General features: G+C 37.0%; 23 protein-coding genes. 22 read left to right on the top strand and 1 reads right to left on the bottom strand.

Going from position 1 to position 20,824, the window contains the following annotated elements; all coding sequences use genetic code 11:
- Positions 1–30: 30 nt before the first annotated feature.
- The 7 genes from EPJ90_RS00420 (at position 31) to EPJ90_RS00450 (ending at position 6,156) form a co-directional block, all read left to right on the top strand.
- Positions 31–1,503, top strand: a complete 1,473-nt coding sequence (locus EPJ90_RS00420; RefSeq protein WP_161636487.1) for a DUF1538 domain-containing protein — start codon at positions 31–33, stop codon at positions 1,501–1,503.
- A gap of 3 nt (positions 1,504–1,506) precedes the next feature.
- Positions 1,507–2,175: a P-II family nitrogen regulator gene (locus tag EPJ90_RS00425; RefSeq protein ID WP_161636486.1), complete on the top strand. Its 669-nt coding sequence runs from the start codon at positions 1,507–1,509 to the stop codon at positions 2,173–2,175.
- Between the two features lie 182 nt (positions 2,176–2,357).
- Positions 2,358–3,680, top strand: a complete 1,323-nt coding sequence (locus tag EPJ90_RS00430; RefSeq protein WP_200542401.1) for a PTS sugar transporter subunit IIC — start codon at positions 2,358–2,360, stop codon at positions 3,678–3,680.
- Between the two features lie 60 nt (positions 3,681–3,740).
- Positions 3,741–3,890, top strand: coding sequence for a hypothetical protein (locus EPJ90_RS00435; RefSeq protein WP_200542402.1), 150 nt, complete (start codon positions 3,741–3,743; stop codon positions 3,888–3,890).
- Complete coding sequence (locus EPJ90_RS00440; protein ID WP_161636484.1) at positions 3,890–4,339, top strand: DUF3284 domain-containing protein; 450 nt, start codon at positions 3,890–3,892, stop codon at positions 4,337–4,339. The genes EPJ90_RS00435 and EPJ90_RS00440 overlap by 1 nt, the downstream gene beginning before the upstream one ends.
- 14 nt (positions 4,340–4,353) lie before the next feature.
- Positions 4,354–5,442 carry a DUF871 domain-containing protein gene (locus EPJ90_RS00445; protein ID WP_200542403.1) on the top strand — a complete coding sequence of 363 codons (1,089 nt, stop codon included), beginning with the start codon at positions 4,354–4,356 and terminating at the stop codon, positions 5,440–5,442.
- A 54-nt stretch (positions 5,443–5,496) separates the two neighbouring features.
- Positions 5,497–6,156, top strand: a complete 660-nt coding sequence (locus EPJ90_RS00450) for a GntR family transcriptional regulator (protein ID WP_161636482.1) — start codon at positions 5,497–5,499, stop codon at positions 6,154–6,156.
- Positions 6,157–6,185: 29 nt separating this feature from the next.
- On the opposite strand, the gene EPJ90_RS00455 is transcribed toward EPJ90_RS00450, so the two are convergent.
- Positions 6,186–7,709 carry an ABC-F family ATP-binding cassette domain-containing protein gene (locus EPJ90_RS00455; RefSeq protein ID WP_161636481.1) on the bottom strand — a complete coding sequence of 508 codons (1,524 nt, stop codon included), beginning with the start codon at positions 7,707–7,709 and terminating at the stop codon, positions 6,186–6,188.
- A gap of 178 nt (positions 7,710–7,887) precedes the next feature.
- Between EPJ90_RS00455 and EPJ90_RS00460 the strand changes: the two genes are divergently transcribed.
- From EPJ90_RS00460 to EPJ90_RS00530, 15 genes are all read left to right on the top strand, one after another.
- The gene (locus tag EPJ90_RS00460; protein WP_161636480.1) at positions 7,888–8,433 is read left to right on the top strand and encodes a G5 domain-containing protein; all 546 of its coding nucleotides are present in this window, start codon (positions 7,888–7,890) and stop codon (positions 8,431–8,433) included.
- 39 nt (positions 8,434–8,472) lie between these two features.
- Complete coding sequence (locus EPJ90_RS00465) at positions 8,473–9,528, top strand: VanZ family protein (protein WP_200542404.1); 1,056 nt, start codon at positions 8,473–8,475, stop codon at positions 9,526–9,528.
- A gap of 284 nt (positions 9,529–9,812) precedes the next feature.
- Positions 9,813–12,215: a helix-turn-helix domain-containing protein gene (locus tag EPJ90_RS00470; RefSeq protein ID WP_161636478.1), complete on the top strand. Its 2,403-nt coding sequence runs from the start codon at positions 9,813–9,815 to the stop codon at positions 12,213–12,215.
- 199 nt (positions 12,216–12,414) lie between these two features.
- Positions 12,415–13,110: a prepilin peptidase gene (locus tag EPJ90_RS00475; RefSeq protein ID WP_161636477.1), complete on the top strand. Its 696-nt coding sequence runs from the start codon at positions 12,415–12,417 to the stop codon at positions 13,108–13,110.
- Positions 13,111–13,119: 9 nt separating this feature from the next.
- Positions 13,120–13,293, top strand: coding sequence for a Flp family type IVb pilin (locus EPJ90_RS00480; protein ID WP_125164531.1), 174 nt, complete (start codon positions 13,120–13,122; stop codon positions 13,291–13,293).
- Between the two features lie 23 nt (positions 13,294–13,316).
- Positions 13,317–13,487, top strand: coding sequence for a Flp family type IVb pilin (locus EPJ90_RS00485; RefSeq protein WP_018579164.1), 171 nt, complete (start codon positions 13,317–13,319; stop codon positions 13,485–13,487).
- Positions 13,488–13,627: 140 nt separating this feature from the next.
- The gene (locus tag EPJ90_RS00490) at positions 13,628–14,167 is read left to right on the top strand and encodes a TadE/TadG family type IV pilus assembly protein (protein ID WP_200542405.1); all 540 of its coding nucleotides are present in this window, start codon (positions 13,628–13,630) and stop codon (positions 14,165–14,167) included.
- Positions 14,142–14,717 carry a TadE family protein gene (locus EPJ90_RS00495; protein WP_161636475.1) on the top strand — a complete coding sequence of 192 codons (576 nt, stop codon included), beginning with the start codon at positions 14,142–14,144 and terminating at the stop codon, positions 14,715–14,717. The genes EPJ90_RS00490 and EPJ90_RS00495 overlap by 26 nt, the downstream gene beginning before the upstream one ends.
- Positions 14,711–15,199 carry a TadE/TadG family type IV pilus assembly protein gene (locus tag EPJ90_RS00500; protein ID WP_003773572.1) on the top strand — a complete coding sequence of 163 codons (489 nt, stop codon included), beginning with the start codon at positions 14,711–14,713 and terminating at the stop codon, positions 15,197–15,199. Before EPJ90_RS00495 ends, EPJ90_RS00500 begins: the two co-directional genes overlap by 7 nt.
- Positions 15,200–15,220: 21 nt before the next feature.
- Complete coding sequence (gene cpaB, locus EPJ90_RS00505; RefSeq protein ID WP_125164526.1) at positions 15,221–16,030, top strand: Flp pilus assembly protein CpaB; 810 nt, start codon at positions 15,221–15,223, stop codon at positions 16,028–16,030.
- Positions 16,031–16,044: 14 nt separating this feature from the next.
- Entirely contained in the window at positions 16,045–17,283 is a 1,239-nt protein-coding gene (locus EPJ90_RS00510) for an AAA family ATPase (RefSeq protein ID WP_161636474.1), read from the top strand.
- Positions 17,283–18,647: a CpaF family protein gene (locus EPJ90_RS00515; protein ID WP_161636473.1), complete on the top strand. Its 1,365-nt coding sequence runs from the start codon at positions 17,283–17,285 to the stop codon at positions 18,645–18,647. Before EPJ90_RS00510 ends, EPJ90_RS00515 begins: the two co-directional genes overlap by 1 nt.
- Before the next feature lie 11 nt (positions 18,648–18,658).
- On the top strand, positions 18,659–19,582 hold the full coding sequence (locus tag EPJ90_RS00520) for a type II secretion system F family protein (RefSeq protein ID WP_125164915.1): 924 nt from the start codon (positions 18,659–18,661) through the stop codon (positions 19,580–19,582).
- Positions 19,583–19,591: 9 nt separating this feature from the next.
- Complete coding sequence (locus tag EPJ90_RS00525) at positions 19,592–20,512, top strand: type II secretion system F family protein (protein ID WP_161636472.1); 921 nt, start codon at positions 19,592–19,594, stop codon at positions 20,510–20,512.
- Positions 20,512–20,823: a DUF192 domain-containing protein gene (locus tag EPJ90_RS00530; protein ID WP_125164523.1), complete on the top strand. Its 312-nt coding sequence runs from the start codon at positions 20,512–20,514 to the stop codon at positions 20,821–20,823. Before EPJ90_RS00525 ends, EPJ90_RS00530 begins: the two co-directional genes overlap by 1 nt.
- Position 20,824 lies beyond the last annotated feature (1 nt).

Here is a 20,824-nt window from a genome sequence, read left to right on the forward strand (position 1 = left end):
TATTAAAAACAGTGAGTTAGGAGGGGTTATTTGAATATCTTATTGAGTAAATTTAAAGAAGTATCTTTCTCTGTGTTACCCATTACAGTTTTAGTGCTTTTAATGCATCTGCTGATTGTGCCTTTAGAAACGGAAGTTTTGGTACGTTTTTTAATGGGTGCGTTGTTTGTGATTGTTGGTCTGGGGATTTTTCTCTTTGGAGCAGAACTTGGAATTGTTCCAATTGGAACGCTCATGGGAAAATCCATTGCAAGAACGAATAAAGTAAGCATTGTTGCACTTTTAGGGGTTATCCTTGGGTTCTTAATTACCTTTGCAGAGCCGGATCTGCAAATTCTTGCGAATGAAGTGAATATGGCTTCGGGTGGAACGTTATCCGCAACATTAATTGTAAGTGTTGTGTCGATGGGTGTTGGTCTTATGGTTGCCATCGGTCTTTTAAGGATTTTATTTAATAAACCTCTCAATAAACTTTTTGCGGTAACGTATTTTGGGATTATGGTTTTAGGGATCTTCGTTTCGGAAGAGTTTCTTGCAATCTCCGTTGATGCCTCAGGAGCTACAACGGGTGCGATGACCACACCGTTTATTCTTGCTTTAGGTTATGGTGTTTCTCAGTTAAAAGGTGGGAAGCATGCGGAAGAGGACAGCTTTGGTATGGTTGGCTTAGCGTCTGCGGGTCCCATTTTTATGGTTATGATCTTAAGTTTGATCAGAGGTTTGGGTGGGATTGAAGGTGAAAGTGCCGTGATTCTTGAATCACAGGGGATTCTCTTGCCTTTTATTCAGATATTGCCTACAATGTTCAAAGAGTCATTGCTTTCACTTTTACCACTTACCATCCTCTTTATCGTGTTTGACGTCTGGAAATTTAAACTTACTCGAATTCGTCGAGACAAAATTTTTAAAGGGCTTTTCTATACATTCTTCGGTCTTTCAATCTTTATGACGGGCGTACAAGCGGGTTTTATGGATGCAGGTCGAATTTTAGGACAGGGTGTGGCGTTGGTACCAAATCGGGCCCTTTTATTAGTCGTAGGATTTCTAATGGGGATGGTTGTTGTTTTGGCAGAGCCAGCGGTCTATGTTCTAACAGAACAAGTTGAGGAAGTTACTTCTGGTCATATTAAGAAAAAGTCAATTTTAGTTACACTCTCAATTGGTATTGCTTTTGCGGTTATGTTGTCGATGCTTCGCATTACTTCAGAGCACCTTAAACTTTGGCATATGCTCTTACCTGGTTTTATGCTCGCATCGATGCTGTCGTTTAAGGTACCCAACATTTTTGTAGGGATTGCTTATGATTCCGGGGGCGTTGCTTCTGGACCCATGACTGCAACCTTTGTCTTAGCGTTTGCACAAGGTGCGGCAACTGCAATTCCAACAGCAAATGTTATGACCGATGGATTTGGTGTCATCGCGATGATTGCAATGATGCCAATTATCGCAATTCAAATTTTAGGTGTCTTATATGGACTAAAAACAAAAAAAAGAGGGGGGTAGTTTATGCCTTTTCAAATTTCAAATCTTATCATGGTTTGCTCAATTGTGGAACGTGAACGCGGTTCGCATATTCTATCAATTTCGCGCGAAGTCGGTGCTACCGGTGGAACTGTGTTTCAAGGACGTGGATGTGTCAGAGACCGTCTGCTCAATCTTCTTGGGATTGAAGAACGTCGTAAAGAGGTATGTCTTACAATTATGCCGGAATTGCTTGAGAAAGATTTCTATGATCACATTCAAAAGCACACGAATTTTAAAAAAGCCGATTCAGGCGTGATTTTTTCAGTCCCGCTTAAAAGTGTTCTTGGGATTCAAAAATTACCAAGTCATATTAAAACGTTAAAGGAAGGTGAGCGAAACGTGGGTATCGATGCTATTTTTATTATTGTCGATGATGGATTTGCCCAAGATGTAATGCATGTTGCAAAAGAACATGGTGCAACAGGGGGAACCATTATTCATGCACGAGGGTCTGGAACTCATGAGCATGAAAAATTGTTTAATATGGATATTGAGCCTGAGAAAGAAGTAATCCTCATCCTATCGCAAATGGATATGACGGATGCCATCGTTCATGCGCTCAATACATCGTTTGAAATTGATAAACCAGGACATGGCGTAATCTTTGTTGTCGAGACATCGCGCACACTTGGACTTTTAAATCAAGAATAAAAAACAGGTTTCATAAACCTGTTTTTTTTGTGGAATCAAGTTGGTCTTGAGTTCGTGTTATTTTTGTGAAAGTCTGATGATAACGCTTGCATCTCGATATGAGTGTGTTATATTAAGATTAACTACATGGTATATACCACATAAAATAACCGGTATGAGCCGTAGTAAAGGAGAAGATATATATGGAGAAATTAACTTCATGGATGGAAGAGCATTTCGTCCCAATTGCAATTAAAATTGGTTCACAAAAGCATTTAGTGGCAATTCGTGATGCATTTATAAGCATCATGCCAATCACGATGGCTGGGTCTGTCGCGGTATTATTAAATGCACTTGTACGTGATTTACCCGCTAAATTTGGTGCAGATGGCATTACTGATGCATTTAGTTGGCTTATTGGTATCAACGGAAACATTTGGTTTGGAACACTGGCAATTTTAGCGTTAGTGTTTGCATTTGCAATCGGTTATCAATTATCGAAAGCCTATGATGTGGATCCACTTGCGGGTGGTCTTATTTCACTCGCTTCATTTATTGTTGTGACACCACAAGTTGCATCCATCGATGTGGCTGGGTTAGCAGAACCTGTAGTGGGCTGGGGATTCATTGGCATTGGCTATATGGATGCTAAGGGTCTTTTTACGGCTTTAATTGTAGGGTTTATTGCAACAATAATCTATGCAAAACTTATGAATAAGAACATTACAATTAAGTTACCGGATCAAGTCCCACCGGCAGTTTCCCGCGCATTTGCTTCAATTATTCCAGGTTGTGTGGCTTTATATGCTGTTGGAACCCTTGCATACCTTACATCAACATTCTTTGATGCTTCGGTTGGGGATTTAATTCTTAAATATGTCCAAATGCCTTTCTTAAATGTTTCGCAAGGTCTTGGGTCAGTTATTTTTGTAACTATGTCAGTCTCGGTATTCTGGTTCTTTGGACTTCACGGTACCAATGTATTAGCACCAGCCCTTGATGGTGTGTATAAAGTAGCTTTAACTGCAAATACAAACGCATATAATGCAGCCTTATCTGCAGAAAATTTACCCTATTTATGGACGCGTGGATCATTTGATGCCTTTGCGTGGATGGGTGGCGCTGGTTGTACGTTAGGACTCATTATTGCGCTTCTTATTTTCTCGAAACGTGAAGAAAATCGTGCAGTGGCGAAGTTAAGTGCGCCAATGGGATTGTTTAATATTAACGAACCAGTGATTTTTGGATTACCAATTGTTTTAAATCCAATTTACTTAATCCCTTGGATTTTAGTACCAACAATTCTTGTTACGATTGCATATCTTGCAACATCAGCTGGAATCGTTCCACCTGTATTCTTAGAAGTTCCATGGGTTATGCCACCAATTCTTTATGCATGGATGGCAACGGGATTCTCATTTACAGCAGCCATGCTAGCATTGATTAACTTGGTTATTGGTACAGCAATTTGGGCCGTATTTGTAATGGTAGCAAATAAGATTGATTATACTGAAACACAAGAATAATATTTATTGAGATATTAGGGGCTTAACTGCTCCTAATATTTGTTTTAGTGGAGGTTAATTATGAAACAGTGGATTGTTTTTATATTCGCAATCGGAACGCTTTTGGTTTTACTATCCAGTACGGTAGATCAAGGGTTTGGTATCTTGATTTCGGGTATCATGCTCATTGTCATTGCGATGATACTCTTTTATCGAAAGGGGCGAAATTAATGGAAGTATATAGAACGATGCAAGGCACACCGGAACAGTGTTATGATTTGTTAATCGAATCACTGCTTATGGATCTTGCGACAAGTACAGGTCATAACCTTACGGAAGATGAAATTCACGAAGGATATCAATATCAAAAACAACTAAGAGGTCGCATGGGTAATTCTGGAAATGTTACGGTAACCCTTTTAGAACTTAAACGACCGAATACATACTCGGTACGCTTTGAGAGTGCTCAAGGGATTAACACCCTTGAATATCATCTAGAACCTCTTGATGATTCTCAATTTAAACTAACATACGCCGAGTCATATCATTCGATTAAGAAGCGAAAGATGTTGAATTTCAAATTAATGGAACGCTTTTATCGTAAAGGCAGTCAAAAACGAATTAATCTCCTATTAGATCAAATTCAAACAATCTTGAATGAACGCAGCGTCAAGGCGTAGAAAAGGAGCATATTATGGCACGATTAGGAATATCAATTTATCCAGAAAATTCGACGATGGAACAGGATATCACATACATAAATAAAGCGGCAGACTGTGGGTTTAAGCGTATTTTTATGAGTTTACTTCAAACTGATTCAAGCAATCAAAAGAAACTCATTCAGGATTATCGCTCCATTACGGATGCAGCGCATCAGCGTGGGATGGAAGTTATTGTAGATGTGGCACCTGCAGTATTTAAGGCATTTGAAATCAAGCATTCTAACTTAGTGTTTTTTAAGGAAATTGGGGTCGATGGTATCCGTTTGGATGAAGGGTTTAATGGAGCATTTGAAAGTGAAATGACGTTTAACCAATACGACTTAAAAATTGAATTAAACTCAAGTCAAGGAAATGACTATATTGAGAATGTCATGACTTTTTATCCCAATAAAAATGCTTTGATTACATGTCATAATTTTTATCCACAACGATTTACGGGTCTAAGTAAAGCGCATTTTGATTTTTGTAATCAAAAGATTCGTAAACTTGGCCTGCAAAGCGCTGCATTTGTATCCAGTCAGAATAGTGGAACGTTTGGACCCTGGCCTGTTTATGAAGGATTGTGTACCCTTGAACATCATCGTGATTTACCGATTGATGTGCAAATTCGTGAATTAATCGCGACTGAGATGATTGATGATATTCTTATTGGTAATGCATACGCGTCAGATGAAGAGTTGGAGGCGTGTGCCAAGATAGCATTAGGGAAGTTACAATTTAAAGTAGACTTGGATGTTGAACTCTCTGAGGTTGAAGCGCAAATTATTTATGATCATTATCATTTTGTGCGTGGGGATATGAGTGCGTATATGGCGCGTTCAACGATGCCGCGTCTTACCTATGCAAATGAAGTGATTTTACCCAAGAATACCGTAGATTTAGAGCGTGGTGATGTTGTTATATTAAATGACGCATACGGTCGATATAAAGGGGAATTACATATTGTTCTTGAACCCATGCCAAATGAGGGAAACAAGAATAAAATCGGTCACATCCCAAACTCAGAAATGATGCTTCTTGATTACATCAAACCTTGGCGTCCTTTCGCATTCATCAAATAATCGTTGAATGTTTTATAGATTATTTTATAATAGGTATATATTGGAGGTGTATGGATGAAAATTCCACTTTATCAGCAAATTAAAGATAAGATCATTAAGATGATCGATATGATGGAGCCCAATGCCTCAATTCCTAGTGAACGTGATTTCACTGATCATTTTCAGGCAAGTCGGATGACGGTTCGTAAAGCGATTAATGAATTGGTTGATGAAGGTTATCTATACCGTGACGCAAATCGCGGAACCTTTGTCTCTGATAAGCGATTGATTAAAAAGAATTCGTTATTAACCCCTGAATTTGATAAGCATACGATCTTATATTTTGATGTGAAGGCGTCATGTGGTGCGGATGTAAGTTCAAAGTTAAACATTACGCAAGACACTTCAGTTGTTCGTTTTATTCGTATTTTATCCATGAATAATGTTAATATTGCGATTGAAGAAGTTTATATTGCTCGAAATCAGTTATCCGATGACGCGTTCAATGATCTCCCAAAACTCGAAAATTTTAATGCGTTTTTCAATCGAGGAAGTGCATCGTTTACGGTGATCCCTATGCATGTTCCCATTAAGTACGCGAATTTACTGGGTGTTAAACTTGAAAGTCCTATTTTAGTTATTGAATCCATAATTTATAAAAATGACGGGAGTCCACTTGTTTTTATTAAAAGTTTTAATCATCCTGAGCACCGTTCCATAGAAATTACAGACTAAAAAAACTTAGGCTCATAGAGTCTAAGTTTTTATTTTTCGATACTGATGATTTGATCAACCCAATCCTCATAAAAACTGGCTTCATGAGATACAAGAATGATGGTTCCTGTATAAGCCTGTAATGCGTATTTTAAGGCATTTTTACTCTCAATATCGAGATGGTTGGTTGGTTCGTCAAGTACGAGCATGTTGGTATATCGGTTCATCAGAAGGCAAAGTTTTACTTTGGTTTGTTCGCCACCACTTAATGTTTTAATGCTGCGACTCCAGTGTTCTTCTTTCATTCCTACGGAAGCAAGGGTTTTACGTACTTCCCCTTGAGAAAACTTTGGATATGTTTGACTAACAATTTGAAGTGGTGTCAACGTATCATCTTCCCAATTGAGGCTTTGTTCAAAGTATCCGATTTGGAGGTCATCATTAAGGTAGATGCTCCCCTCTAAAGGGTGAAGCTGACCCATGATGGTTTTAATTAGTGTGGATTTACCAATACCATTAAATCCTGTAATCGCAAAGCGTTCACCACCGTAAATTTTCATATTAAATCCGTCAATTAATACAGAATCATAACCAATTGCAAGTTCAAGGGTTTCAAGAACCCGAACATTAGCTTGAGAAAGTGTCTTAAAGGCGTAGTTTTGTTTTGCATGAGCAAGGGGTGCATGGACACGGTCGAGTCGGTTTAATTGTTTTTGACGTCCACGTGCCATTTTCGCATTACCACCTGCTTTGTTTTTACGAATAAATGCTTCCGTTTTGTCAATATAAGCTTGTTGTTTGGTATAAAGGCTGAGCTGTTCCATTCGATTATGTTCTTTCTGTTTTAAGAAAGCATCGTAGTTTCCGTTGTAGCGTGTTATCTTTTGAAAATCAATATCAACAATCACATTCGCAACACGGTTTATAAATGAATCATCATGTGAAACAACAATAAAACTTTTAGGGTATGCGTTAAGGTAGTTCGCAAGCCATTCAATATGGTCAACGTCTAAGAAGTTGGTCGGCTCATCCAGTAACAATACATCTGCTTCAGAAAGCAACAATTTTCCTAATATGACTTTAGCGCGTTGTCCACCGGAAAGATGTTCAATTTTTGTATCCGCGCCCAAAAGGTGTAATCCAAGCCCTTGAATTACCTTTTGAATTTCAGTTTCGATTGTATAAAAATCGGCTTGTAATAAACGTTCTTGAATGTTTGAAGCTTTACGAAGTGCATCATCATCTTCCATCGATTCGAGGTAATATGCATTCATACGAGCCTCAAGTTCAAATAAATCTTTATAGGTTGTTGATAGGTAACCATGGATGGTTAAATTCGGGTCAACACGAACATATTGATCCATAAAGGCAAGTTCAATTTTATCTTGCCAGACAACGGTTCCAAAGTCTGGCGATAAGTCACCAGTCATAAATCTAATTAAAGTACTTTTACCAGCGCCATTTAATCCTACAAGACCAATATGATCTCCCTTATGGAGGAGAAACTCGGCATTACTATACAACTGACGCTCCACAAAAGTGTGCGTTAGGTTTTTAATTTCTAGATAGGGCATCATTAACCTTCTTTCATCATGAAGGTTAAACTTTACAATCCTTCACTAAAATATCTTGAAACATTATAACATAAATCTTTTTAAGCGTTCATTTTTGTACTAAATAGGAATGGTTTTGTCTTAAATAACGATTTTCGTAAATAAACTTAGTTTTATGATACGTTATAGAGGGGCATTTATGAATCAAAATAAACGAATAAGGTATGTTTTTCTAGTTTCAGTTTGTATCTGTGTAATGTCATTTATTGTATTTAAAAATAATTATGCGTTTGTAGTTTTAAAATCAGAATCCATGCCATTTCAAGCGTTTACCAAAACAATCCATGTTGTTCGTAAAAATACTGTTTTTGAATTGCCGAAGAAACATTTATTTGATGCGGAACAAGCGGTTCTTTTCAAAGGGTGGTCCTTTGATAATCATGCAATATCCGAAAATAGAATCAGGGTTTATAAAGACATGACGGTTTATGCAATGTGTAAAAAAGTAACATACGATGAGGTTGTTGAGTATGTCGAAATTCCGTTTAAAACAATTTATATTGATCCAAATAAAATCGACATGATGCATCCAGTAGCTGGAGAAAATGGGATTATGGAAATTCGGACACGGATTATTTATCACGATGATGTCATCGTTAAAACAGAAAAACCACGTAAATTTGTTAAAGAATCACCAATCGATGAAATTAAACATATTAATCTCCAGAATTCTCGACAACAATAAGGGAATCATGTAAAATTTGGGTATAGAATGGAGTTTTACATGTTTGAACGTTATTTAGGTCCAATAATTAAGAATACACAAGGGGTATCGATCAATTCTGGGATCATCGTATATATTCTCATTGCGATGTTTTTTTTAGTGAAATATCGTAAAACCACAATTAAAAATAAAATACTCGGTCTTTTATTCATTTTATATCTCGGTAAGGTTCTTGATCTTACGTTATTTCCACTACCATTAAATCAAAAAGAAATTCAAAATGCGGCCATTCATTTTTCGCTTGAGAATGCGTCTATCGATTATTATAATTTAATGCCGTTTCGGAGTGGGTTGAGTCTCAAAAATTTAAAAGAACCGTTGTTGAATGTTTTGATGATGGTTCCGATGGGGGTATTTTTACCCGTATTCTTTAAACGGCTTCGGAATATTAAATATACGGTATTTGTTACATTTTTTATATCGTTGTTAATTGAATGTCTTGAATTACTGTTGACGCTTGCGTTCGGTGTGATTCTTTGGCATTTTGATGTGACAGATTTAATTACCAATACACTTGGTGGACTTCTCGGTTTTTGTTTGTATTATGGCGTTATTCGTCATTTACTCAACTATGTCGATCAAAAAGAGGGACATTGGTTACAGCGTAAAGGGTTTAATGTGTTGTCGGTCGTCTTACTTGTTCTCTTTATGATGTCCAGTATTTATTTGGAAGTATCTGCGAATGATGTAATTACATATCGCTTGAATATGCGGAATATGATTTCAAATGGCAAGGCAAATCGAAAGTACTATACTTTTGAACACAATACAGTTTCGATGGAAGGGTATATGAAATTAAAACGCGATGATTTTGAAGGGTTTCACTCTGATAACCCAACAATCGAGTTAAAACAAAAAGTGCTTTTCTTAGATTATTCATACGGTAAATATGAGGTTGGTCCCATGCATTTAAATGCCCATCAAGATGAAGGTGATGACCGTTTCTTTACAATGGGATGGACAGTTGACCATCCTGGGAATCATTTTTATTTTATTACTGAGTCAAAAATTGCCACGGCACGAAAAGTTGGAGAAGCACACATCACAAATCCATAAAGAAGGGAAACCTTCTTTTTATTTTGCGAAATAGTACGGAAAAGTGCACAAAAAAGACATATTTTGCGTAGAAACATACCAAATATGCAAATTCTATGTGAAATTTTGTTGAAATGTGTTAAAATCTTACATGTTGTATTCGATCAAGAAAAGATATAAACAAAAATACGATCTTTGAGTTGAATAAGTATGGGTAATGCTTATCAAAGAAAGAGGTAATCACAAGCATTCTAGGGATGTATTGTGATTCTTTTTGATGACAATGTGCAAGGGAGAACCATACCATGAATACTATACATATCAAAAAATCAGAATCCTGCTCACTCGCAGGTATTGCTATGAATAATGGAGTAGTTGTTGTTAGAAGAAATTTACCGTACCGTACGTTTTTGAAACAAATCGATGGTAAGGAATTTGAGGCGAACAAGGCGTTTGAGGTCATTTATGTTGTTAAGGGCATGATTGGGCTTCGCGTTAAGGGTTCGTATTTAAATCTAAATGAGGGTGATGTTTATATTCTTGAGCCGAATCGAGCGCATTGCTTTTATGCAAACAGTCGCGATAATCTAATTCTTGTAACACAAATTGATGCGTCGTTTGCAGAAGAACACTTTAACTTATCGCAAAAGGTAAGTATTGATAGTACCCTTAAAGACCAAAGAAATAAAGTGCGTCTTATCGAATCCATTCGTCACTTATACGGTCAAAAAGATGCCGGTGAAGTAACGTTTGAAAATAGCTATCATGCCGTTAAAGAAGTCGTTGATTCCATCAAACTGTTTGTAATGAATCAAAAGCGAACCATTCAGACAACAGATTCAATTGAATCAATCGTTATTGATATTACTGAAAAATATGCAGATGCGAAGAATGAAAAAATTACGTTAGAAGGACTTGCGGATGAATATAATGTCAGCGGTGCTTATCTATCAAGAATGTTTAAGAAGATTACAGGTGTTAATGTTAGTGAGTACTTTAGAGTAAATCGTATCAATTACGCTGTTGACTGTCTTATCAATACAGATTTAACAATGACAGAGATTTCAAATCATTGTGGGTTTTTAGACATCAAAGCATTAGGTCGAGATTTCCAAAAAGTTTTCGGCTTATCACCAACTCAATTTAGAAAACAGTATACAACGGATTATATTACATCTTTAGAGTATCCATATGCAGCAGATTCGAAGGTGCGTTATTTCTTAGAGGTGGGGACGAAAGGACCCAGTCAATTGGAAAACGAACCGATTAAGGCGTTAGAAGCGCGAATTAATCCAAATTTTATTAAAGGTCATTTCCGGAATGCATGGGGAGTCGTTGTGGATTTGGATTGTGTTGTTGATCGTGATTTCTTGAGTATTGCAGAATTGCGTGAAACGTTGGGACATTTTAAATTTAAAACAGTCAAGATTAAACTTGCATTCTTAGATGGTGTATTTAAGTTGCAAACGAAATCTGGAGCACTTCGTGACTTTTCCTCGTTTGAAATCTACAATATCTTTACTGTTTTTTCGGAATTTGATATTGTTCCCGTTTTAAGACTTGATTTCGTAACCTTTAATGCTTTGTTGCAAGAAGGAGCGAGTTTAAACGAAATGAGTCACGCAGTCGTTGGAATGCAAAAGGCATTGGATGAAGCATCATTAATTATTAGTAATTCAAAACTTCGTGAATGGGGTTATGAATTGTACTTTCCTACAATCAATGATGCTGTAAGTGATCATGAACGAAGACCAATGTTTAAAGAATGCATCCATTCTTTTGTAAATGTACTTCAAGAAAAGTTTGACCAAGAAAAAGTCCGTTGGGGTTTGTATCTGGGGAGCTTCGATAATGATACGCGAGAAATTCATCATGAGTATCTTGAAATGATTGCAGGAATGAATATTGATCCAGCATTTTACACGTGCGATTTAAATTTTACGAATAATGATTTTGGCAGTGATCAATTACTACCGAAAATTCTTAATGACATCCGTGAGATTAATCAAGCGATTCGAAGTAATTTACCAGCAGACCGATTAGGACGTCATATTGTTGCAGCGTCATTTAATTATGCGGTAGACGATGATTACCGATGGAACGATTCTTTTGATAACCCATTCTATAATCTTTTGTTCCTGCCTATTTTACTTCAGCTAAGTTTAGGGGATTTTTACTTTTCATCTTGGAATATCCTTGGGAGAACGCAGCAAGAAATGCTTCCGATGTCCTACTCAAGTTTCTACAACCATCTCGGTGTTGAGCGGATGCCATTTTACGTGCTTAAATTCCTTCAAGAATTATTTGGTACGGTGGTTGATTATGGAGAGGGGTATATCGTCACTCGAAATCATCACGATTACGCCATTATTGTATATTCAAATTATTATGAGTCTTATCGACGTGTTGACGCAAAGGATCGAAACAGTGGTTCTGATTATGAGCGCAAGGTCAATTTTAAAATTGAAAGCATAAACGGTCGTTACAAGATGACGGAACGTTATTTAGATTATAAGAATGCTTATTTCTGTCAGAACTGGATTGAGGATACAGGGATTTCAAATCTCACGCCAGAAGAACGTGATTACATACGTCAACAGTCAAATCCAAGAATGAAGGTTAAATATTTGGAACTTGACGGTGAATTAGATTACACATTCAATCAGAGCTTGTTGAATATAAGTCTCATTAAGTTAAATAAGATATAAAAAGATACCAAATTACGGTATCTTTTTTACTTTTTTCACATTTAATACAATTATTTACAAATAGCATGACAAATAATGCGTACTCTACAACAAAGATGGGTAAATGGTTAAAATTTTGTGAAATTCACGTCAAAATATTGGTAGATAGCGTGCACGTATCGTCATATACTATCTATGTCGGTGATGAGGAGATTCTATAGTGAATATTATTGTTTATATTGTTCTAACAGCTTTATTTTTTACACTAGGATACAACATTTCAAGATTTGTGAAAGATACAGTTGCTTGGAAACAAAATCGTAACAATAAGATCTATAAGGTCTTTCGTCCAGAAGATGCGCATGACGCATTGATGAATGGCATTTATGTCGGTGCAGCTACTTTAGTTGCATATACATCATTCGGATTCTTTGAAGCAACTGTTATTTCCATAATTGCTTTCTTAGCAGTTTATGGTATTCGAATCGATCAACGTATTCGAATAATTCCAAATGAGATGGTCCTTAGTGTCCTTGTTATTGGAGTTGTTTATCAGTTTGCATCAAATGGATTTCATGGATTGTCAACTGGACTTATAGCAATGCTATTAACAGGTATTCTGTTCTTTGCTACAGCCTTCTTGACAAAAGCATTCTCTGGAAGTCTCGGTGTGGGAGCAGGCGATATAAAGCTTGCAATTGCATTATCATTTATGTTGGGATTACCTAATATTCTAACATTTCTAATAGGTATCGTACTTTGCTTGTTAATTTACATTGTTATTGGTTTTTATACTAAAACGATGTACATCGGTAGTACATTCCCCATGTGTACACAATTAATGGGCGGTGCTTTATTCGCGCTGTATTACCCAGTCATCAGTATGTTGATTTGCAGTGTTCTGTTAGGATGTTAGGAGATAGTTATGATAACCGTAAATGAATTTATGGACGAGGAGTCTGGACAAGGCATGGTTGAATACGGACTTATTCTTGTATTGGTTTCGGTAGTTACTGTAGTGGTACTCCAATCCATTGGGAGTGGTTATGTAAAAACGATGTTTGAAACAGTCGCTGATCTAGTCCCTAAAATAAACTAGGGAAGAAAAATGAGGAGAAAATTATGAAAAACTGGTTATTAAATGAAGAATCAGGACAAGGTATGGTTGAATACGGACTTATCTTAGTTCTTGTTTCAGTAGTAGTTATCGTTGTTATGAAAACTTTAGGTACAAACCTAAAAGGAATCTTCGAAAACGTAGGTAAAGAATTACAAGCAGGTAAAGGCGCTTAGTCTTAACACGCATTTATAAATTGTTAAAGTATCGCGCAAGTGATACTTTAACTTTAAATAGTTTATAATCTCTATCCGGCTTGGATAGTTCCGAGGGGATGATTTTTCATCCCCTTTATTTGTCGCTTTAAGGAGTGAATATGATAAAAAAACTTAAAGGTGAAAGTGGTCAAAGTGTTACGGAATTTGCTTTAATCCTTCCTATTCTTATAATTATGCTTGCTTTGATCATGGACGTTGGTAAAGCGGTGCATGCAAAGGTCAATTTGCAATATCTAACCAGTGAAATTCAAAAGGTTGCGGTATTGTACGACGAAGGTGGTGCAACGGGTGGTGTAAAAGATCAATCCCGATTTAGCAGTAAAGAAAAGACGATTGAAACACTTATTAACAATAACGGTACACTTGACCCTAAACGCTTAAAATATGAAATTGATTTATCGGATATTGAACATCGTGATTTTACACGGAAAATTTGGAGTGTAAATGATGGTGGCTTTATCGGACATAAAAACAGAACTGATATACGTTATGTAACCGTAACAACTACTTATGATGTTCCTTTCTCAATGTATATTACAAAACAGGTAATGGGTGAGACACTTCGTCTAACTGAAACGTACAGTGGTTTAATGTACTTAGGAGGCGATGGTGATGCTAATGTCAAAGTTGGTCAATAAATCAAAAAAAGAAAAAGGTCAGGCAATGGTAGAATTTGCGATTGTGCTGCCACTTTTTCTATTGATTGTTTGTTTTTTAATTGATGTGAGCTGGGTTGTTTACAATAAAGTTCAATTTGACTATTCGTTACGTAAAATGGCTATTCAATTGGATCTCGGTCCTCAACAAAAACATGCATTACATAGTAACCAAAGTTATATTGTTGACGGGGGTTGGGCAAACACCCATATTCGTGATATGTATGAAAAAAATATTGAAGAAATGGGTGCACCGATTGATGTAAGTCGTGTAACGATTGAAAACAGTCGGATTGCCGTTCTTGCGGGAAAACGTGAATTTAATTATGGTGTCCCAGATGGTACGGATAAAGACCGTGCGAACAGTAAATTTAAAACAACGACAATGGAAATAGCGTCGGATGTAAAATACAAAGTCTACCCGATTACTCCTTTCTCAAAGCCATTTCTCAAAGATGGTGTTGAATTAAAAAATAATCTTTATAAAATTAGAAGAATTGAGTTAGTAGGGGGTAAGAATCAGCAATGGTAAATTTTAAAAATGAAGAAGATGGAAATATTCTTATAATGTTTGCATTTATTTTAATGTTTCTATTGGGATTTGTTGCGCTTTCAACAGATGTTGTTTTAGCAATGAATAAGAAAGATAAATTAACAGAAGTAGCATATTTAGTGCGTGAAGCGCGACTGGATATTACTGAAGAAATGTTACACTCACAACAAGGACAACAAATTGCATTGGATAATGCACATGAAATCTTAAAGAGAAATGGTATTGATCCAAGTCAATTTGAGTTGGTTTGGAATGAACAACGTGGTATGTCACCCAATGGTAACTATATGATTAGTCTTACAGGGACAATTATATTGCGTGATGTTTATAAAACGACAACTTTAAAAGCCCTTGGAATTGATGAGTTCCCAATCAAAGTTGAATTACCTGTATGGCAAAACTTTACAGATCAACAACCGATTTGGGATGGTCGTACTCCAACCATTAATGGTGTTTATTAATATTAAGAAAGAGGAATTACTTTGGATAAGAATAAATTAATTTCTGTGGTTGTAGCTGCAGGTGTATTTCTTTTAGCGTTAATGAACCCAATCCAAGGTTTAAAAAAGGAAATACCGAAGAAAGATTTAACGCAAGTTGTTGTAGCGCTTAAACCCCTTACAGCACAAACTCGTATTACTCAAGATATGGTAGAAGTTAAAAATGTTCATAAAGACGCTGCACCTGAAGGTGCTTTTGCGGATGCGGAACGTGTTGTAGGAAAAGTTACAACGACGAAGATGTCTGTTGGCGATATGTTTACCGGAGAAAAGGTTGAAGTTGTAGGTCAAGGATCAAGTGGGTTAAGTACTGTTCTTACGGACAATATGCGTGCTTATACTGTTAAACTTGAGGGTCAATATGGGATGCAAGGATTAATCCGTGTCGGAAATAAAATTGATATTATCACTGTATTAGATAGTGACTTGCCAGAAGATACACTTCAAAAATATGATTATTTGAAGAAAAACTATCCTCAGTTGTATGCTGGATCAGTTGAGACTGCAGTTGATGGTAAAGAACGCATTCCTGTACTTGGTTTAAAAGAGAAAAAAGCAGTGCTCCTTTTACAAAATAAGGAAGTTCTTGCGATTGATCAAGAAACCTTACCTGATGATAAAAAAGTAGCGGATAAAATGTATACGACGGTAACACTTGCTGTTTCAGCAGAAGATGCGTTGAAATTGGCGGTTTCGGAATCCGTAGGTACAAACCGTGCAATCTTAAGAAGTCATGATCATGACAAGGTTGATAAAGTTCCTGGTGTTATTACAGGCGATTTATTGAAATAGAGAAGGAGAATTAGATGGAGTTAAAAGTTTTAGTATTTGCTGAAGATAGTGTCGCTCAACGACTCTTTCCAATGCTACAAGATGACGAAATCCGCATCGTAGGTAAATCAAACGATGAGAACAAAGTCTTAGATGATATCTCAAAAACAAAACCAGATATTGTTCTAATTTATTCTTCTCATGAAAGTATTCTGCAACGTGTTTGTCAACAAATATATTTATTACGTCCTAAATCTGTACCTGTAGTTCTTACTCAAGAATATACAAGTGAAACGATGCAAAAGGTAATGCAAACAGGTGTTCATTATATCCTGCCAATGCAAATTGATCGTTCAACGTTAATACAGCAATTAAAAGGAATTCACAGTAATGAGTCATCTCGACTGATTGCGCTTGAGAACAGTTCAACCAATAACTGGAAATCAAAAGTTATTACAGTATTCAGTTCAAAGGGTGGTGTTGGTCGTACAACCGTTGCCATGAACTTAGCGGTTAAACTTGCGCAAAAGAAATTAAAAGTAGCGATTTTAGACTTTGATCTAGAATTTGGTGAAGTCGCTACAGCAATGCGTATCGAGACCAAAGACACCCTTGCAGAATTGTTACAAGAACAGGCGAGTCCAAACGTTGATACCATCCGAAAATATATGGCTGTTCACCCTTCCGGTGTGAATGTGCTTGCGGCACCGAACAGTCCTGAATTTGCGGATAACATTTCAGTTTCTCAAATTGAAAAAATCGTATCTTCACTTCGTTCCTATTATGATTACTTGATTATTGATACAAGTATGGGATTTAACAACATTAACTTGTCATGTTTTGATCTCTCATCAACAATTATTTATGTAACCGGAATGGATATTCCAACATTACGACGAACGAAAAAAGGCTTGTCGATTGTAACCTCACTAGCAGGTAATGAAAAAATTAAATTGGTAGTCGCAAAAGAAGAACCGGGTCGTGTAAAACCTAAAGATGTTTCACGCGTCTTGGAGTTCCCATTATGGCACACCGTTCCTTATGATTTAAAATCATCCATCGATGCACTGAATCAAGGGAAACCGATCGCGATTGATTCTCCATTATCGGGTGTCGCAAAGGCATATCAAGTTATGGCGGATGAAATTGATCAATCTGATTCACCTGATGAACAAGAAGCGGGACCTGCTGGACTGCTTGCGAAATTCTTACCAAAACCTAAAGAAAAACCTGCTAAAGCAAAAAAAGGTAAACGAAAAAAAGGTGGTAAATAATGAAGTTATCAGAACGCTTAGAACGTGCTAAAGCAACTGAAGGTGGCGGCTCCGGTGATGGACTAGCGTTTATGCCTGGTGTATTTGAAGTTGATGCCGAACCTCAAGTTGACCAATTTAAAGATTTAAAAGCTATTATTCACCGTGAAACTATTGATGCGTATAATGCACGCATTCAAGATAATCACGGTGATAAAGAAGGCATTGATGTTCGTGAAATTATTACAGAATGTTTAACCCAACGTGCAGAAGCCATGACTAAAGCAAAACGCGAACAGCTTATTCAAGAAATATTTGATGATGTTACTGGGTTGGGACCTTTAGAAGTTTTGATTCGGGATGAAGATATTTCTGAAATCATGGTTAACGGTCCAAATACCGTTTATATTGAACGTAAGGGTCGTCTTGAGTTATCCAACGTCTTCTTTAGAGATGATGCTCACGTAGCTCAAATTATTAACCGGATTGTTTCACCCTTGGGTCGACGTTGTGATGAAGCAAACCCAATGGTAGATGCTCGGTTACCGGATGGTTCCCGTGTTAATGCCATTGTACCTCCGGTAGCGTTAAGTGGCCCTACAATTACGATTCGTAAGTTTAATTCGACACCACTTCAAATTAGTGACTTAATTGGTTTTAATTCAATATCATTTGGGATGGCTGCATTTCTAGAAGCCTGTGTTAAGGGACGTTGTAATGTTGTGGTTTCTGGAGGTACTGGTTCTGGGAAAACCACATTATTGAACGTTTTATCCAGTTTTATTCCTGAAACGGAACGTATCGTAACCATTGAAGATGCGGCTGAAATTCAGTTGATGCAAAATCATGTTATTACCCTTGAAGCACGCCCTGCTAACGTTGAAGGTAAAGGTGCGGTAACGATTCGTGACATGGTAAAGAACTCCTTACGGATGCGTCCTGACCGTATTATTATCGGTGAGGTTCGTTCGGGAGAAGCCTTGGACATGTTACAAGCGATGAATACTGGTCATGATGGTTCTTTAGCGACAGGTCACGCCAATACACCTCGTGATATGGTTTCACGTCTTGAAACCATGGTTATGATGTCGGGAATGGACTTGCCGATTAAAGCGATTCGTGAACAAATTGCTTCTGCGATTAATATTATTGTTCAACAAACGCGTCTTCGTGATGGATCACGTAAAGTTGTATCGATCACCGAAGTTACAGGGATGGAGGGAGAAATTGTAACCCTTCAAGACATCTTTGTTTTCAAACAAGAGGGCTATGATGCTGCTGGTAAAGTTAAAGGTAAATTTATGCCAACAGGAATTCGTCCATACATCATTGATACATTAGAAGCGAATGGTATCCTTGTGAAAGATGAGTGGTTCCAAAAATAATGTGGATCATTATGGCAGCATGCCTTAGTTATATTACGCTTGTTGTCTTGCAATTTGTATTAAATTTGATTTATCATCGCTTCATTATGTTGAAAGACCGTCTTGACTTAATTGAAAAACAAAGTTTATACGGATATTCAAAAAAATCAAAAAAAGATCAAAAGAAAGAGAAACAATCCATCAGTATTGAAGTTCCTGAAAAGTTAAAAGATAATCTTTTAATGGCTGGAATTAACTTACGACCTGATGAATTTCTAAAGATGTGGTTGGGTCTCGCTGCGTTTTCAGTTGTTATATGTGTTGCATTAGATAAAGGAATGATTGTGACGCTCTTTGCATTTGTAGCTGCTCTTGTAGGTCCGCCAATGTATATCAAGGTGAAACGTAAACAACGTATCGGTAAATTTAGCCAACAGTTAGGGGATGCCTTATTGATTCTCTCAAACAGTTTGCGTGCCGGATTTACCTTTGAACAAGCTCTTGCAAGTATAGCAAAAGATTTACCAGATCCAATTGGACCTGAATTTCTAAAAGTTTGCCGTGAAGTTGAATTGGGCGAGAACATTGAAAAATCACTTGCCGCAGTTTCGACACGCATGGAATCTGAAGAAATGAAATTGATGAACACCGCCGTTAGCATTCAGCGTCAAGTAGGGGGAAACCTTGCGGATGTTTTGGATAATATCGGTGAAGCAATTCGAGAACGTATTACCATTCAAAAAAATATTAAGGCGCTTACTGCACAAGGGGATGCATCTGCAAAAGTTATTGCGGGACTTCCGATTGTTGTTTTAGTCTTAATTTCGATGGTTAATAAAGAATATATGGAGCCTGTGTTTACCACGCCGTTTGGTTATGCACTGCTCGGTGTTAGTGCAACCCTTGAAATTATGGGTTATGCTATGATCAAAAAAATAACAAATATTGAGATGTAGGAGGAATTCATGATAAAAGCTATTACGGGAGCAATCTTTGCGTATGTCTTCGTAGATTTCGTAATGAGTGTATTAACAGGTAAAGCACTTGTGATTAAAAAGCGACTCGACGAAACAAAGAATTCAAGTACACAAAAACATGGTTCTGATGACATTTTAGATAAAACGTTCCAAGAACGTTTCTTACAACCTATTGTTGATAAATTGGTTCATGCCGTATCAACAATGTTACCGGTTAAAGCAGAATCGCAGCTAAAACTCGCAGATCGTTTGCTTAAAGCGGGAATTACCACCAACCCAAAAGATTATCGGGCAATGAACGTAATCATTATTGTCGGTTTTGGGGTGGTAGGACTTTATTTCGCAATTACATCCCATCAACGCGGATTTTCTCGAATTATGTATATGTTGATGGGAATGGCTGGTGGATACGTATATCGTCGTTATTCACTAGAGGGAAAGATAACAAAACGTAAAAAAGTTATCAAAGGACAATTGCCTGAAGTTATGGATATTTTAAGTGTTTCGGTTGTTGCTGGTTTGAGTTTTGACCAAGCACTCGGACATGTTACAACCAAAGCTGAAGGACCGTTGATTGATGAGTTTCGTATATGTCAGCGTGAAATTATGTTGGGGAAACCTCGTAAAGAGGCACTAAACCGACTATCCGAACGAACTGAAATTGAAGAGGTAAAAGCCTTTACCAACGCAATCATTCAAGCGGACGAACTTGGGATCTCACTTCAAAATGTATTGATGAGTCAATCGCAAATGATTCGTACCTCACATCGTCAAGATGTTGAAGAGCGTGCTGCGAAAATTCCAGTTAAGATTTTGATTCCAATGGTGCTCTTTATTTTCCCTGTTATCTTTATTATTCTGCTCGGTCCTGCTGTGCCGACGATTATTGAAGCATTGGGAGGCCGCTAATGATAAAAAACCTCGAGATTGCATCAAACTTTGGAACACGTTTTAAAGGTTTGATGTTAAGAAAAGAAATCAATGAAGATCAAGGGATGTTATTTCTTCATTGTGCTCGTGTTCACACTTGTTTTATGAAGTTTGACATTTGCGTAATCTACTTAGATAAAGACTTTAATATTATTGACCATGAAATAATAAAACCTTGGCGTCTGGGTAGAAAAGTAAAGGGTGCACGTCATCTAATTGAAGCGTCACCTGAAATTGTAACGTCACTAAGTGATATTACATTCCATGAATTAATTATGAAGGAGGGATAAG

It is taken from the genome of Erysipelothrix sp. strain 2 (EsS2-7-Brazil) (assembly GCF_016617655.1).
GTDB lineage: Bacteria > Bacillota_I > Bacilli_A > Erysipelotrichales > Erysipelotrichaceae > Erysipelothrix > Erysipelothrix piscisicarius.

Excerpts from the sequence above, each read along its gene's own strand:
- EPJ90_RS00425 (WP_161636486.1), top strand. The coding sequence starts at position 1,507 with ATGCCTTTTCAAATTTCAAATCTTATCATGGTTTGCTCAATTGTGGAA.
- EPJ90_RS00430 (WP_200542401.1), top strand. The coding sequence starts at position 2,358 with ATGGAGAAATTAACTTCATGGATGGAAGAGCATTTCGTCCCAATTGCA.
- EPJ90_RS00435 (WP_200542402.1), top strand. The coding sequence starts at position 3,741 with ATGAAACAGTGGATTGTTTTTATATTCGCAATCGGAACGCTTTTGGTT.
- EPJ90_RS00440 (WP_161636484.1), top strand. The coding sequence starts at position 3,890 with ATGGAAGTATATAGAACGATGCAAGGCACACCGGAACAGTGTTATGAT.
- EPJ90_RS00445 (WP_200542403.1), top strand. The coding sequence starts at position 4,354 with ATGGCACGATTAGGAATATCAATTTATCCAGAAAATTCGACGATGGAA.
- EPJ90_RS00450 (WP_161636482.1), top strand. The coding sequence starts at position 5,497 with ATGAAAATTCCACTTTATCAGCAAATTAAAGATAAGATCATTAAGATG.
- EPJ90_RS00455 (WP_161636481.1), bottom strand. The coding sequence starts at position 7,709 with ATGCCCTATCTAGAAATTAAAAACCTAACGCACACTTTTGTGGAGCGT.
- EPJ90_RS00460 (WP_161636480.1), top strand. The coding sequence starts at position 7,888 with ATGAATCAAAATAAACGAATAAGGTATGTTTTTCTAGTTTCAGTTTGT.
- EPJ90_RS00465 (WP_200542404.1), top strand. The coding sequence starts at position 8,473 with ATGTTTGAACGTTATTTAGGTCCAATAATTAAGAATACACAAGGGGTA.
- EPJ90_RS00470 (WP_161636478.1), top strand. The coding sequence starts at position 9,813 with ATGAATACTATACATATCAAAAAATCAGAATCCTGCTCACTCGCAGGT.
- EPJ90_RS00480 (WP_125164531.1), top strand. The coding sequence starts at position 13,120 with ATGATAACCGTAAATGAATTTATGGACGAGGAGTCTGGACAAGGCATG.
- EPJ90_RS00485 (WP_018579164.1), top strand. The coding sequence starts at position 13,317 with ATGAAAAACTGGTTATTAAATGAAGAATCAGGACAAGGTATGGTTGAA.
- EPJ90_RS00490 (WP_200542405.1), top strand. The coding sequence starts at position 13,628 with ATGATAAAAAAACTTAAAGGTGAAAGTGGTCAAAGTGTTACGGAATTT.
- EPJ90_RS00495 (WP_161636475.1), top strand. The coding sequence starts at position 14,142 with ATGCTAATGTCAAAGTTGGTCAATAAATCAAAAAAAGAAAAAGGTCAG.
- EPJ90_RS00500 (WP_003773572.1), top strand. The coding sequence starts at position 14,711 with ATGGTAAATTTTAAAAATGAAGAAGATGGAAATATTCTTATAATGTTT.
- EPJ90_RS00510 (WP_161636474.1), top strand. The coding sequence starts at position 16,045 with ATGGAGTTAAAAGTTTTAGTATTTGCTGAAGATAGTGTCGCTCAACGA.
- EPJ90_RS00515 (WP_161636473.1), top strand. The coding sequence starts at position 17,283 with ATGAAGTTATCAGAACGCTTAGAACGTGCTAAAGCAACTGAAGGTGGC.
- EPJ90_RS00520 (WP_125164915.1), top strand. The coding sequence starts at position 18,659 with ATGGCAGCATGCCTTAGTTATATTACGCTTGTTGTCTTGCAATTTGTA.
- EPJ90_RS00525 (WP_161636472.1), top strand. The coding sequence starts at position 19,592 with ATGATAAAAGCTATTACGGGAGCAATCTTTGCGTATGTCTTCGTAGAT.
- EPJ90_RS00530 (WP_125164523.1), top strand. The coding sequence starts at position 20,512 with ATGATAAAAAACCTCGAGATTGCATCAAACTTTGGAACACGTTTTAAA.